Origin of the sequence: Janthinobacterium sp. PAMC25594, from assembly GCF_019443505.1 — a bacterium.
Classification (GTDB): Bacteria; Pseudomonadota; Gammaproteobacteria; order Burkholderiales; family Burkholderiaceae_D; genus Janthinobacterium.
The window spans coordinates 301,921-314,859 of the sequence record NZ_CP080377.1; the positions used below are offsets into that span (position 1 = coordinate 301,921).

At 63.5% G+C, this 12,939-nt stretch carries 15 protein-coding genes; 9 read left to right on the forward strand and 6 right to left on the reverse strand.

Translation table 11 applies throughout. From position 1 onward, the window contains the following. Positions 1-84 precede the first annotated feature (84 nt). From KY494_RS01305 to KY494_RS01320, 4 genes are all read left to right on the forward strand, one after another. Complete coding sequence (locus tag KY494_RS01305) at positions 85-1,110, forward strand: ice-binding family protein (RefSeq protein ID WP_219889572.1); 1,026 nt, start codon at positions 85-87, stop codon at positions 1,108-1,110. Between the two features lie 77 nt (positions 1,111-1,187). Then, positions 1,188-2,396, forward strand: coding sequence for an MFS transporter (locus KY494_RS01310; RefSeq protein ID WP_219889573.1), 1,209 nt, complete (start codon positions 1,188-1,190; stop codon positions 2,394-2,396). A gap of 71 nt (positions 2,397-2,467) precedes the next feature. Beyond that, the gene (locus KY494_RS01315; RefSeq protein WP_219889574.1) at positions 2,468-2,890 is read left to right on the forward strand and encodes a hypothetical protein; all 423 of its coding nucleotides are present in this window, start codon (positions 2,468-2,470) and stop codon (positions 2,888-2,890) included. 81 nt (positions 2,891-2,971) lie between these two features. After that, positions 2,972-3,613: a CatA-like O-acetyltransferase gene (locus tag KY494_RS01320; protein WP_219889575.1), complete on the forward strand. Its 642-nt coding sequence runs from the start codon at positions 2,972-2,974 to the stop codon at positions 3,611-3,613. Here KY494_RS01320 and KY494_RS01325 read toward each other — a convergent pair. Then, positions 3,610-4,368, reverse strand: a complete 759-nt coding sequence (locus KY494_RS01325; protein WP_219889576.1) for a helix-turn-helix domain-containing protein — start codon at positions 4,366-4,368, stop codon at positions 3,610-3,612. The two genes, KY494_RS01320 and KY494_RS01325, sit on opposite strands and share 4 nt — an antisense overlap. A gap of 85 nt (positions 4,369-4,453) precedes the next feature. On the opposite strand from KY494_RS01325, the gene KY494_RS01330 reads away from it, so the two are divergent. Then, positions 4,454-5,218, forward strand: a complete 765-nt coding sequence (locus tag KY494_RS01330; protein WP_219889577.1) for an alpha/beta fold hydrolase — start codon at positions 4,454-4,456, stop codon at positions 5,216-5,218. Between the two features lie 2 nt (positions 5,219-5,220). Here KY494_RS01330 and KY494_RS01335 read toward each other — a convergent pair whose 3' ends face one another. Together KY494_RS01335 and KY494_RS01340 are read right to left on the reverse strand one after the other, a co-directional pair. Further along, positions 5,221-5,862: a LysE family translocator gene (locus tag KY494_RS01335; protein WP_096235620.1), complete on the reverse strand. Its 642-nt coding sequence runs from the start codon at positions 5,860-5,862 to the stop codon at positions 5,221-5,223. 106 nt (positions 5,863-5,968) lie between these two features. Next, complete coding sequence (locus tag KY494_RS01340; RefSeq protein WP_258194586.1) at positions 5,969-7,045, reverse strand: YeiH family protein; 1,077 nt, start codon at positions 7,043-7,045, stop codon at positions 5,969-5,971. A 105-nt stretch (positions 7,046-7,150) separates the two neighbouring features. Between KY494_RS01340 and KY494_RS01345 the strand changes: the two genes are divergently transcribed. From KY494_RS01345 to KY494_RS01355, 3 genes are read left to right on the forward strand one after another with little or no spacing between them, the layout of a single operon-like run. Beyond that, positions 7,151-8,050 carry a LysR family transcriptional regulator gene (locus tag KY494_RS01345; RefSeq protein ID WP_219889579.1) on the forward strand — a complete coding sequence of 300 codons (900 nt, stop codon included), beginning with the start codon at positions 7,151-7,153 and terminating at the stop codon, positions 8,048-8,050. Between the two features lie 32 nt (positions 8,051-8,082). Further along, complete coding sequence (locus tag KY494_RS01350; protein ID WP_219889580.1) at positions 8,083-8,655, forward strand: helix-turn-helix domain-containing protein; 573 nt, start codon at positions 8,083-8,085, stop codon at positions 8,653-8,655. 7 nt (positions 8,656-8,662) lie between these two features. After that, the gene (locus KY494_RS01355; RefSeq protein WP_219889581.1) at positions 8,663-9,187 is read left to right on the forward strand and encodes a GNAT family N-acetyltransferase; all 525 of its coding nucleotides are present in this window, start codon (positions 8,663-8,665) and stop codon (positions 9,185-9,187) included. Positions 9,188-9,195: 8 nt separating this feature from the next. Here the strand turns inward: KY494_RS01355 and KY494_RS01360 are convergent, their stop codons facing one another. Next, positions 9,196-10,593 (reverse strand): methyl-accepting chemotaxis protein, encoded by a 1,398-nt coding sequence (locus tag KY494_RS01360; protein WP_219889582.1) that lies wholly within the window; start codon positions 10,591-10,593, stop codon positions 9,196-9,198. Between the two features lie 332 nt (positions 10,594-10,925). Here KY494_RS01360 and KY494_RS01365 point away from each other — a divergent pair, with 332 nt between their 5' ends. Beyond that, positions 10,926-11,189 carry a DUF378 domain-containing protein gene (locus KY494_RS01365; RefSeq protein WP_198521246.1) on the forward strand — a complete coding sequence of 88 codons (264 nt, stop codon included), beginning with the start codon at positions 10,926-10,928 and terminating at the stop codon, positions 11,187-11,189. A gap of 194 nt (positions 11,190-11,383) precedes the next feature. On the opposite strand, the gene KY494_RS01370 is transcribed toward KY494_RS01365, so the two are convergent. Together KY494_RS01370 and KY494_RS01375 are read right to left on the reverse strand one after the other, a co-directional pair. After that, positions 11,384-11,788 (reverse strand): cytochrome c family protein, encoded by a 405-nt coding sequence (locus KY494_RS01370; RefSeq protein ID WP_219889583.1) that lies wholly within the window; start codon positions 11,786-11,788, stop codon positions 11,384-11,386. A 147-nt stretch (positions 11,789-11,935) separates the two neighbouring features. Continuing rightward, a complete protein-coding gene (locus tag KY494_RS01375; protein ID WP_219889584.1) occupies positions 11,936-12,814 on the reverse strand; it encodes an EamA family transporter in 879 nt (292 codons plus the stop codon). Between the last annotated feature and the right edge of the window lie 125 nt (positions 12,815-12,939).

A 12,939-nucleotide genomic window follows, 5' to 3' on the forward strand; every position in this document is an offset into this window, starting at 1 on the left:
AAATTGGCCATGATGGCCCGGGATATGCACGCAACTCCATTGCACGTAACTCCATTCATGCGCAAGTTGCGCAAAAAGAAACCCATGAAATTGCCTCCATCGACACTGGCGCTGCTCGTCGCGCTGGCCTGCACTGCCGCGCAAGTCCGCGCCGAAGGCGTGCCCCTGTTTGGCCAGTCGCTAGCCGACTCCTCCGTGTTCGCGCTCACCTATGCGACCACCGGCGCCAACTCGACCGTCACGGGCGATATCGTCTCGGGCGATGTCGCCACCATGGGCGCCGCGTCGCGGCTCAGCGGCAATCTGCTGTCCCTGGGCGCGTCCACCATCGGCGCCGATGCCGTCGTGAGCGGCAATATGCTCAGCGGCGGCGCCGCCACCGTCGGCGCCAATGCCAGCGTGGCCGGCAAGGTGGCGGCGTTGGGCGCGGTCACCTTGTCCGCCAGCAGCACCACCCATGGTGCAGGCACGCTTTCCGCGCTGCCGACAAACGTGCAGAGCGATGCGCAGCAGATCGGCGCCGCGCAGGCCGCATTGAAGAACATGGGGCGGGGGACCGCCCTGGGCACGACCATGACGCTCGACACCACGCTGTATCCGGGCGTGTTTTCGGCGGCCAATTTGTCCACCACGGCCGGCATCACGCTGACCCTGGACGGACAGAACCGCTCCAATCAATCCTGGGTGTTCAATATCGACGATTACCTGGTCACGGGCGCGGCCATGAAAATTGTCCTGATCAATGCCGATGCCAGCAACAGCGTCATCTGGAACAGTGGCGGCTACACGAGCCTGGGTGCCAGCGGGGAGTTCATCGGCACCGTCCTGGCAAAGAATTACGTCAGCGTGGGCGCGGGCACCAGCGTGACGGGCGTGGGTAGTGCTTGCGGCGGGGTTTTTTCCGCCACCTCGTATGTGTCGACGGGCGACGGCGCGCGCATCGGCGGCAAGGGCTGCAGCGGCATAGGCGGCGGTTTCGATATCGTGGACGGTACCGCTGTTCGCAGCATCGACATACCGGCAGTGCCGGAACCGTCCAGCTACGCCATGCTGGTGGCCGGTCTTGCCCTGCTTGGCCTGATGCGGCAGCGCAAGCAGGCGCCCCTGTAAGGGGACGCAAGGCGAGCAAGATGCTATTTGCAATTTGTAGTAAGCTGATCGCCTCCTGATTTCCTGCATGCACAGTCATGACCGAACCGTCCGCCGCCGCGCTGTCCACCGAAGCAAACCCCTCCGACAAATCGATCCGCCGCCGCTCGCTGTTCGCCGCCTGCAGCGCGCATGCCGTGCATGACGGCTTGACGGACGTCATCTATGTGCTGCTGCCCATCTGGCAGGCGCAGTTTGCCATCAGCTACGCCATGGTGGGCCTGCTGCGCGGATCCTACTCGGGCATGATGGCCGGATTCCAGCTGCTGGCCAGCCGCATGGCCAGGCGCTGGGGACGCGAACGCCTGCTGGTGTGCGGCACGGCGCTGGCCGGCATCGCCTACTTGGTCGCGGGGCAGGCGGGCGGCCTGGCCGTGCTGCTGGTCGCCTTGCTGCTGGGCGGCCTGGGCGCCAGCACGCAGCATCCGCTGGCCTCGTCCATCGTCACCGACACGCACGAGGCGGGCGGCGGCGTGAAGGAGGCGCTGTCGCAATACAATTTCGCCGGCGATATCGGCAAGACCCTGATTCCTGCCCTGATGGGTTTGCTGCTGCTCGTGTGCAGCTGGCAAACCGGCGTTTCCCTGCTGGGGCTGCTGGGCCTGGCGGCAGCCGGTTTGCTGTGGTGGCTGCTGCCCAAGCCCGGCGAACCGCAGGCCGGGGCGAAAAAGGCGGGCAAGACCATCACTGGCAGCGGCTCGAAAGGGGGCTTCCGTGCGCTGCTGGCCACCGGTACCCTGGACAGCGCCGTGCGCATGGGTTTTCTCACCTTCCTGCCATTTTTGCTGAAAAGCAAGGGAGCGGGCACGGCCGGCATCGGCGTGGCCTTGTCCCTGCTGTTCGTGGGCGGCGCCTTCGGCAAGCTGCTGTGCGGTTACCTGGGCGCGCGCATCGGCATGATGAAGACCGTGTGGCTGACGGAATCGATGACTTCCGTGCTGATCGTCGCCGCCCTGTGGCTGCCGCTGGCCGGCGTCATGGCCATGCTGCCCTTGCTGGGGCTGGCGCTGAACGGCACTTCGTCCGTGCTGTACGGCGTCGTGCCGGAGCTGGCGGAGCCGGGCAAGCGCGAGCACGCGTTCGCCCTGTTCTACACGGGCACCATCGGCGGCGGGGCGCTGGCGCCCGTGCTGTTCGGTGCGCTGGGCGACCATACCAGCGTGCCCACGGCCCTGACGGTGCTGGCAGCCGTACTGCTGCTGACCTTGCCGCTGGCGTGGAAAGTGCAGCGGAGTAAAGCCGGCTGAGACAGGGATCTTCGGCATCTGGTCGCAGCCCCCTGTCTGCCGTTATATTTAGAATTAAAAGGAAATAATTGATGGGTGCACCTATTATTATCGATGGCAGCATGGATCTGTGGATCACGAATGGTTCCAAGGATCTAATTTGTGAAATCGTCGTGAATATCGCCAAATTGGAAGGGAAGGATATTTCCGAAGTTTATGATATTGCCCCGGGTATCGCTGGTACGTATGGCGTATCGGGTCTGGGTATCGACACGGAGGAATTTTATCCGTATTTTGGCGGGCGCGATGGTTTTCGCCGGCATCTCGATTGCTGCCTTTCACGCTTGAATGAAGTATGCGATGGCAATGATCCGGGAACGGCCTGCGTGGCAAACATCCTCGCCTGGGCTATCTACAAGATGGATGGCGGCGTTATCGATGAGGAGTGCAATCTGTATTACTCCCTGCCGCCGCTGATGCCTGCAGAGCGCGATAAGGCCAAGTCAAGGGCATGAAGCGGGAATGCGCGGCCTCATGTGTCGCCAAGCCCGGTTCGCCTCTTGCCCGTCAGTCCCCCCATCGTCTACACTCGCCGCATGAAAAATTTTGCAAAGCGGCGCGACCGCTACGACTTGTTCCGCGCGTTTGAGAATCCCCTCGTCAACATCAATTTCCAGCTCGATGTGCCGGACTTCCGGCCCTGGTGCAAGGAACGGAACATCCCCGTGTTCCACTTTTTCCTGTTTTGCCTGCTCAATACGGTCAAGGAAATCGACAACTTCATGTACCGCATCTGCCAGGGCGAGGTAATCAGGATCGACGATTTTCCCGCCTCCTACACCGTCATCAACGGCGACGAGAACCTCAATTACACGCGTTTCACGATGACGGACCAGCTTGACCTGTTCATCGCACGCAGCCTGGAAGCGAAGCGCCTCGCCGAAGCGAGCTCTGCGCTGATCAACACGGGCGAGGGAGAGAGCGAGCGCGAGCAGCGCAACAATATCTACATCACCTGCCTGCCATGGCTGGAGCTGGCGGCCATCGAGCACCCGATTTACCGCCACCGCGACGCGGACATCCCGACCTTTACTTGGGGCAAGTTCGGCCCCGCGCAGCCGGACGGCCGCATGCGGGTACCGTTTTCCGCGCAGGCGCATCACGGCTTTGTCGATGGCTACCATGTGCAGAAACTGGCGCAGGCGCTGTCGCGGCGCATTGCCACGATGATTTCCTAGTTTAAATAGTCGCTGGGCGCCCGGCCCAGCACGCGGCGGAAGGCGGCCGTGAAGGCGCTGGGACTGGCATAACCGAGGTCGAGCGCGACGCGGGTGACGGCTTGCCCCTGGGCCAGCCGCGTGATGGCGGCCAGCAGGCACGCTTGCTGGCGCCATTGGGCAAAGGCCAGGCCCGTCTGGGCGCGGAATTGCCGCGTAAAGGTGCGCCGGCTCATGCCCGCCTGCGCCGCCATCGTGTCCAGGCTGTTGTCCAGGCTGGGATGTTCGAGCAATTCCATGCACAGCCGCGCCAGCCTGGCATCCTGCGGCAGGGGCGCGTTCAGGGGCAGGGGCGCCATGGCGGCGATTTCATCGAGCAGCAAGGCCATCAATCGCCCGGCGCGCGACTGTTCCGCATACAGGGCCTCCACGGTCACGGCCTCGGCCAGCAACTGGCGCAGCAGCGGCGTGGCATCGAGCACCTGGCAATCGGGTGGCAAGCCCATCCTGGCGATGGCGTCCGGGGCGATAAACACGTTGTGCATGCTCACGGCGCCATGCATGCGCATGCCGTGGACGAGTCCGGCCGGTACCCAGCAAGCGCGTTGCGGCGGCACCAGCCAGTTGCCTTGCGGCGTATGCACGCTGATGACGCCGCGCGCCGCATAGGCGAATTGCCCGCGCGCATGGCTGTGGCTGGGGAACATTGTGCCGGGGGCATGGTCGCGCACCGTGGCGATCAGTTCGCGTGGCACTTCCGTATAAAAATCATCCATGGCCCGTACTCTACAGTATTTGACCTGACATCGAAGGCGGGCCGCCTGCTGGGCGCCTACCATGCACTCTTTTTCAGGAGAGTATATGCACAATAGCTATCATCGCGTGGGTCATGGCCCCCATGCCGTCATCGTCCTGCACGGCTGGTTTGGCGACGCGCACGCATTTGCGCCGATGGAAGTGGCCCTCGATGGCGCCGCTTTCAGCTATGTCTTCATGGATAATCGCGGCTATGGCGGCATGCGCGGCGCGGCGGGACAGTATTCGATGGATGAAGTCGCTCGCGACGCGTTGGCGCTGGCCGATGCGCTCGGTTTCGCCACCTTCAGCGTGGTCGGTCACTCGATGGGCGGCATGGCGCTGGAACGGCTGGCCTTGCTGGCGCCCTTGCGTTTGCGCAAACTGGTGGCCGTGGCGCCCGTGCCAAGCTGCGGCGTGGCGTTCGATGGAGCGGCCCAGCAACTGTTTCTCGATGCCAGCGGCGATGTGCAGGCGCGGCGCGCCATCATAGCCCGCAGCACGGGCGGGCGCTTGTCCTCTACCTGGCTGGACTGGAAGGCGCGGTATTCGTGGGAAAGTGCGGATCAGGCCGCGTTCGCCGCCTATTTTCTCGCGTGGAGCGGGACGGATTTCAGCGGCGAAGTGATCGGCGCGGCGTCGAAGCTGCCCTTGCTGGCGCTGGTGGGCGAGCACGACCCCCGTTTTAATGCGGACTTGATGCGCCGCACCTATCTGGCGTGGTACCCGCAAGCCCGGCTGGAGGTGCTGGGCAATGCGGGACACTATCCGATGAATGAAGCGCCACTGGCCCTGGCGGCCAGCATCGAGGCGTTTTTATCAGTGGGGTGACCTTACGCCGTCTTGGCGCGCAGGCGCAGCAGGCTCAGGCCCAGCAGCACGAAGGCGCCGCCCGAAATGCGGTTGAACAGCTTGGCGCGGCCTGGCGTCGCCAGCTGGGTTTTCAGCAGGCGCGCCAGGTTGGCGTAGAACAAGTGGGCCAGCATGGCGCAGGCCACAAACGAAGTCGTCAGCACGGTGAACTGGATGGCCACCGGTTCGCCCGGCGTGATGAATTGCGGGAACAGGGCCGAGAAGAACAGGATGGCCTTGGGATTGGTCAGCGCGACCGTCAAGCCCTGGCGGAAGAGTTTCCAGAACGAATTTGGATTCGCCGCGCCAAGCGCCACGGGCGCATCGGCCACGATGCTGGTCTTGCTGCGCCATTGCTTGATGCCCAGGTACACCAGGTACAGGGCGCCAGCCAGTTTCAGCAGCATGAAGGCCGTGGCCGAGGTGGCCAGCACGACGCCCATGCCGGCCATGGCCACGCCGGAAATGATGAACAAGCCAAAACCATTGCCCATGCTGCTGATCATCGCGCGGCGCGGGCCGACGGCGATGGCATTCGAGATGGCCAGCAGGACGGCCGGGCCGGGAGAAAACGTGACGAGCAGGGCGACGCTGCAGAAAAGCAGCCAGTTCGAGAGGTGCATGGGTGTTCCTGGGTGGGGCCGAAGCCGGATTGAGAGTCAAAACACGCTTATTGTACGAAGTTTTCGACTCCCGCGTCAGCGGCCCCGGCCTGAATCAGGTTCGGCTTCAGGCAAACAGGCTGGCGACCACGTGGTTGATGGCCGCGCCACCGGCGATCAGCCAGCAGAACAGCAGACCGGCCAGCAGCAGGGGCTTGATGCCGGCGCGGCGGATGGCCGACATATGCGTCGTCAAGCCCAGGGCCGCCATGGCCATGGCCAGCAGCGCCGTGTCGATATCGGTGATGGTGGCTACCGTGGCCGCTGGCAACAGGCCCAGCGAATTGAAGGCGACCACGCCGATAAAAATGAAGGCGAACCAGGGAATGGCCAGCTTGGCCGCTTTGTCGTGGCCACCGGCCTTGGCCGTGCCGCGCGCCAGCACCGCCGACAGGATGACGAGAAACGGTGCCAGCATCATCACGCGCACCATCTTGGCGATCACGGCCGCGTTCGCCGCTTCCTGCCCGATCGACTTGCCTGCCGCCACCACTTGCGCCACTTCGTGCACGGTCGAGCCGATGTACACGCCAAACGCCGTGGGCGTGGCGCCCAGCACCTGCCAGCCTTGATTCAACTGGTACAGCAGCGGATACAGAAAGATGGCGATGGTGCCGAACACGACGACGGTGGAGACGGCCACGGTAACGTCTTCGCTGCGCCCCTTGACGACGGGCTCGGTCGCCATCACGGCCGCCGCCCCGCAAATCGAGCTGCCCGCGCCGATCAGAATGGCGCTGTTGCGTTCCAGCTTGAACACCTTGGTGCCGAGGAACATGGCCAGGCCAAACGTGGAGGTCAGCACCAGCGCGTCGATGGCGATGCCGGCCAGGCCCACTTGCCCGATATCCTGGAACGTCAGACGGAAGCCGTAGAGGATGATGCCGAGTCGTAATAATGTCTGCTTGGAAAAGGCCACGCCCGCGCCGCAGGCGGGCGCCAGGCGGCCATACACGCTGTTGCCCAGCACAATGCCCAGCATGATGGCCAGGGTCAGCGCGCTCATGCCGTGGCTTTGCATCCATTCCAGCTTGCCCAGCGCGATGGCGCTCCAGGCGATTGCGCCGCTCAGCATCAGGCCCGGCAGCAAGCGGCCGTAGCGGTCGCTGAAACTTGTTGTAGTTGTGGTGGATAAGGAAGACATGCCGTACTCCATGTTTTTATGCGTATGGCATGACTGTACAGTTAGGTGATTAAATGGTAAAACGGATTGTTTTTGTATGTTTAACCTGAATAATGGGTAAATGAGATGGCTTTGACCTTGCGGCAACTGCAGATTTTCCTCGCCGTGGCGGACACGGGCAGCACCAGCGCGGCCGGCGAACAGATTGCACTGTCGCAATCGGCCACCAGCGCGGCCCTGAATGAACTGGAAACCTTGCTCGGTGCACAACTGTTTGACCGCGTGGGCAAGCGATTGCTGCTCAATGACAATGGCCGCCTGCTGTTGCCGCAGGCGCGGCAGATGCGCGACGCGGCCGCCAGCATCGAGCGCCAGTTCGCGGGCGCCGACCCGTCCGTGCCCGTCAGCCTGCAGATCGGTGCCAGCACAACGATAGGCATCTATCTGCTGCCGCAGATCCTGGCCCAGGCGGCGCAGCAGTACGGGCGCAGCATCCCGCAGGTGACGATTGCCAACACGGCCGACATCGCGGCCGCCGTGGCGGAGTTTCGTGTCGATATCGGCCTGATCGAGGGGCCGTGCCACGAAGCGGGCTTGCTGGTGGAGCCGTGGCTGACGGACCAGATGCTGATCGTGGCCGCGCCCACGCATCCGCTGGCGCAGCTGCACCATTTGCTCAGCTTTGCGGAGCTGAACCAGGCGGGCTGGCTGCTGCGCGAAGCGGGCTCGGGTACGCGCGAAGCGGTGGAGCAGGCACTGGTGCCGTATCTGCACTATCTGCGCGCCGCGGGCGAATTCAGCAATTCGGAAGCGATCAAATATGGCGCCGCGGCCGGTCTCGGCATCGCCTGCCTGTCGCGGGTGGTGGTGGCCGATCTGCTGGCCAGCGGGCAACTGGTGGAACTGGACACCATGCTGCCACCGCTGGAGCGCAACTTTTATCTGATCCGCCAGTCCAAGAAGATCCTCTCGCCCCGTTTGACGGGATTTTTGGAACTGTGCCGTCACGCCTCGCGCATGGCTTGATGTTTTTCCATATATGGGATAAATTCTCTTATATGGAAAATTTGATACTCACCGAGAACGATACGGAACAACGTCTGGCCGCGCGCCTGAAACAGTTGCGCGTGGAGCGGGGCTGGTCGCTGGACCAGTTGGCGAACCTGAGCCAGGTCAGCCGCGCCACCCTGTCGCGCCTGGAAAATGGCGAAGTCAGCCCGACTACCAATGTGTTGGGCAAGCTGTGCGCCGCGTATGGCCTGGCCATGTCGCGCCTGCTGCGCATGGTCGAGGACGATTTTCCGCCCTTGCTGCGGCGGGCTCAGCAGGGTGTGTGGACGGACCCGGAGACCGGCTTTATCCGCCGTTCCGTCTCGCCCCCATCGTGCGCCTTGGCTGGCGAAGCGCTCGAATGCGAACTGGGCGCGGGTGTGACGATCGCCTACGCGGCCTCGCCCCGGCCCGGCATGGAACATCATCTGTTGCTGCAGGACGGCAAGCTGAACGTGACGGTCGACGGCCGCTCGCACGATTTAATGGCCGGCGATTGCCTGCGCTACCAGTTGCATGGCGCCAGCGCGTTTGCGACGCCGCCGGACAGTGGCGCCCGCTATTTTCTCTTTCTCGTCTGAGGTCATCATGCCCGCATCGCTGCGTAGTTTCAGTTCCGCCGATATTCTCGAACGCCTGCCGGAACTGGGCGCCTTGTTGCAAGACTGCGTGCACGACGGCGCCAGCATCGGTTTCATCTTGCCGTTCGACGTGGCGGCCAGCCAGGCGTTCTGGACGGAGAATGTCTTGCCGGCCTTGACGCGTGGCGTGCGCCTGCTGCTGGTGGCCGAGGTGGAAGGCAAGGTGGCCGGCGCCGTGCAGCTGGACTGGGATACCAACCCCAACCAGGCGCACCGGGCCGAAGTGCGCAAGCTGCTGGTCGCGCCCGCTTATCGCCGCCTCGGCCTCGCGCGCCAGCTGATGCTGGCGCTGGAAGAGCAGGCGCGCCTCTTGCCGCGCAGCCTGCTGACTCTGGACACGCGCAGCGGCGACCATGCCGAACCGCTGTATTTGTCGCTCGGTTACGTGGTGGCGGGCAGCATCCCCGCCTATGCGCTGGCGCCGGCCGGCGACCGGCTGGACGCCACCACCCTCATGTACAAGCAGCTATAGCGGGGAACTCAGGCTTTCAGGCGCGCTCTAACAGCAGGGGCGCGTGAGCGTGACAGGGCAGGTGTGCCCTTGTCATGCGTCGTGTCTTGCACCGCGACAAGGCTGATGGCCGGCGCCGCGTGCCTGGACGCTGTCTCGTTGCCCAAGGTGAAGATGCCCACCGTGCCTGATAGCTGCTGGGCGCGCTGTTGCATGCTGGCCGCCGCCGTCGACGCCTGTTCCACCAGCGCGGCGTTTTGTTGCGTCACATGCTCCATCTGCACGATGGCGGCATTGACTTGCTCGATGCCGGACAATTGTTCGCCGCTGGCCATGCTGATTTCGCCCATGATGTCCGTTACGCGGTGCACGCTGGCCACGATTTCGCGCATGGTGGCGCCCGCCGTATCGACCAGGCGCGCGCCCGCGTCGACCCGCTCGACGGAGTCGCCGATCAGTTGCTTGATTTCCCGCGCCGCGCCGGCCGAACGCTGGGCCAGGGTGCGTACTTCGGCGGCCACGACGGCAAAGCCGCGTCCCTGTTCGCCTGCGCGCGCCGCTTCCACGGCCGCATTCAAGGCCAGGATGTTCGTCTGGAAGGCGATGGCGTCGATCACGCCGATGATATCGACGATCTTTTTCGACGAAGCATTGATCGAGCTCATGGTATCAACCACTTCTGCCACCACCTTGCCCCCTTTGCCGGCCACGTCGGCGGCCGATTGCGCCAGCTGGTTGGCTTGCCGCGCATTGTCCGCATTTTGCTTGACGGTGCCAGTCAGCTCTTCCATCGAGGCGGCTGTCTGCTCCAGCGAACTGGCTTGCGCCTGCGTGCGCTGCGACAAGTCCAGGTTGCCAGCGGCAATCTCGCCTGACGCGCCCGCGATGTCCTGCGTGCCGCCGCGCACGTCGCCCACGATATGGATCAAACTGGCATTCATGTCTTTCAGCGCCTGCAGCAACTGGCCCACCTCATCGCCGGATTCGACGCGGATATTGCCGCTCAGGTCGCCGCCAGCCACCTTGCGCGCCACCTTGACGGCGTGCCGCAGGGGCCGCACGATGCCGCTGCTGATGAACCAGGCCGTGACCAGGCTCAACACACCGCCGATCAGGCCCAGCGCGATGATCAGCACGCTCGTATCGTGCGCGCGGGCCATGGCGGCCTCGGCCGCCGCGCGCATCTGCGCCGATTGCGTGGCGATCTGCTGGTCGATGTCGCGCAGGGCGGGCTGCTCCTGCGTGCGATTGCGCGTGGCCTGCAATTGCTCGATGCGCGCATAGCGCTGGTTCACGCTGCTGTCGATTTCCCCGCTTACCGTGGCCAGCTGCCACGTGCTGATGCCGACGACCACGGCCAGCAACAGCGATGCCAGCAAAAAACCCGTTGTCAGGCGTACACCGATGCGTATGTTTGAAATATTCATGTCCCCTCAGCTGTTGTCTCATGGTGGCCGCACCCCATGCGGACGGCACGGCGTGGCGCTGTTGCCCCTGATGTTGCTGGGGTGAAATGAGTGTAGCAGTGCAATACTAAGTAATCTATAAATATTTCCATATTGGAATTTGTCACTGCTTGTTTAGCAACAACGGGCAACCATTGTCGAAATTGTTGCCAGATAAAATCACCCGTCTTATTACAGAGTCTTCCTACTCCCATCCCCGGCATCGTCCGACTGGCGCGTGCCGGTGCCGCGCCTACACTGTTCCTTGCACAGACCCGGCGGCGGGTCATTTTTATTATCCAAGGGAGGTTGAGATGGCGAATATCCAGGCAGGATCGGACGGGGCGGCAAACGAGGAAATGACGGCAAAGCGCCTGAACGTGGTCGACTGGATCTCCATGATCCTGCTGATCGTGGGCGGCTTGAACTGGGCGCTGGTGGGCTTGTTCGACATCGACATCGTGGCCCGCATCCTCGGTGCCATGACGACGGCGTCGCGCGGCGTGTATGTGCTGGTGGGGCTGGCGGCGGTGTATTCCATTTACCTGTGCGTGCGCAAGCTGCCGGCCAAGCCCTAGGGGGCGCCCCAGGCGCGTCAGCGCCAGACTCGCCCATCGCTGGCAGTTGTCAGGGTTTTGATGGAGCGGTGCCTGCTGGCATGTACGTGCAGGTGGGGGCGATCAGGCCTGTGCGTGGTCGCCTTGCCGGACGGCGCAAGCATCGGTGCATGCGTTGGTAATGCATGCTTTGCTGCCTGTGCTAATGCAGGTGCTTACTGCGTGCGCAGATAAGCCAGCAAATCGGCCACTTGCTGGGCATTGCCGATGCCCCAAAAGCGCATGTTATTGCCGGGAATGAAATCGCTGGGCGCCTTGAGGAAACCGGCCAGGTTTTGCTCGGTCCAGACGATGTTCGCGTTTTTCATGGCCGCCGAATACTTGTAATCGGTGGTGGCAGCGGCTTTGCGGCCAATCACGCCCGTCAGCTTGGGGCCGAAGCCGCCGCGCGCCGATGGCCCTACCTGATGGCAAGAGGCGCACTTGCGAAACGCGGCCTTGCCCGCTTCGGCATTGCCCATGAGGGGGGCGGGAACGGCGGCTGCGTGCGTGATGGCAGCGTGCGTCAGCAGCAAACCCGCGGAGGCAAGAGAGAAGAGCGAGCGAAAGGTGGATGTCATTGGTGAGGCGGGCATGCGATGTGTGGCAATGGGTGGCAAGCGATGACGCATTTTACAGGCGCACATCAAAACCTGCCCGCCAGCACGGACATGGATGCGAGGAAGCGGCGCAGGCAGCGATGCAGGATGGACGCAGTACCGCTACCGCTAGCGCTTGCCGCCCTGTGCGCCCAGCGCCGCCATGGCCGACGCAAACACGATGCAGGCGATGGCCAGCCACTGGGTCAGGCTCAGCAGTTCTCCCAGCACCGCCATGGCGGCCAGCGCGCTGACGGCGGGCGCCGCGCTGCTGAACATGCCGAACACCCCTTGCGGCAAACGGCGCAAGGCAAAGATTTCCAGCGAGTACGGCAGAGCGCTGGACAGCATGGCGATTGCCAGGCCCATCAGCGCAATCGATGGCGCCAGCAGGGCGGTGCCCGAATACGCGACGCCGATGGGCACCGTCACCATGGCCGCCACCGTCATGCCCCAGGCCACGGCTTGCCCGCCCTGCAAGGTCGAGGCGCGCTTGCCGAAGATGATATACAGCGCCCAGCACAGTGCCGCCCCCAGCGCATACGCCACGCCGATCGGGTCCAGGCTGCCCGGGCTACCCTGCAGCGGCAGCAATAAATACAAGCCGAACACGGCGCAGGCGACGGCGAATAAATCGCGGGGCCGGCGCGACGACAGCATGGCCACGGCCAGCGGCCCCGTCACCTCGATGGCCACGGCAATACCGATCGGTATCAGCGCAAACGCCCGGTAAATCAGCAAGTTCATCAATCCCAGCACGGAACCGTAGACCAGCAAGTTCAGCACATCCTTGCGCGTCAGCCGGAAACGCCAGGGCCGGAAGATGGCCAGCAGGATCAGCGCCGAAAAACCCACCCGGTACGCCGTAATCCCCTCGACGCCGATGACAGGAAACAGATTCTTCGCAATCGCCGCCCCCAGATTGACGGAAATCTGCCCTCCCAGGACCGCCAGGGACGGGAGCAAAATGCTGTCGGGGAGGGGGGAAGTCGAGGCGGGGGAGGTCATGGGGCGCCATTTTAATACGCAACAGGCCGCCAGTCGCTGGCAGATCTGCAATTAAAAGCAATTTAACGGTCAGATCGGGTAAATGAAAACGTGGCTATCTCTGCTGAACTTAAATTCTGGCCCAC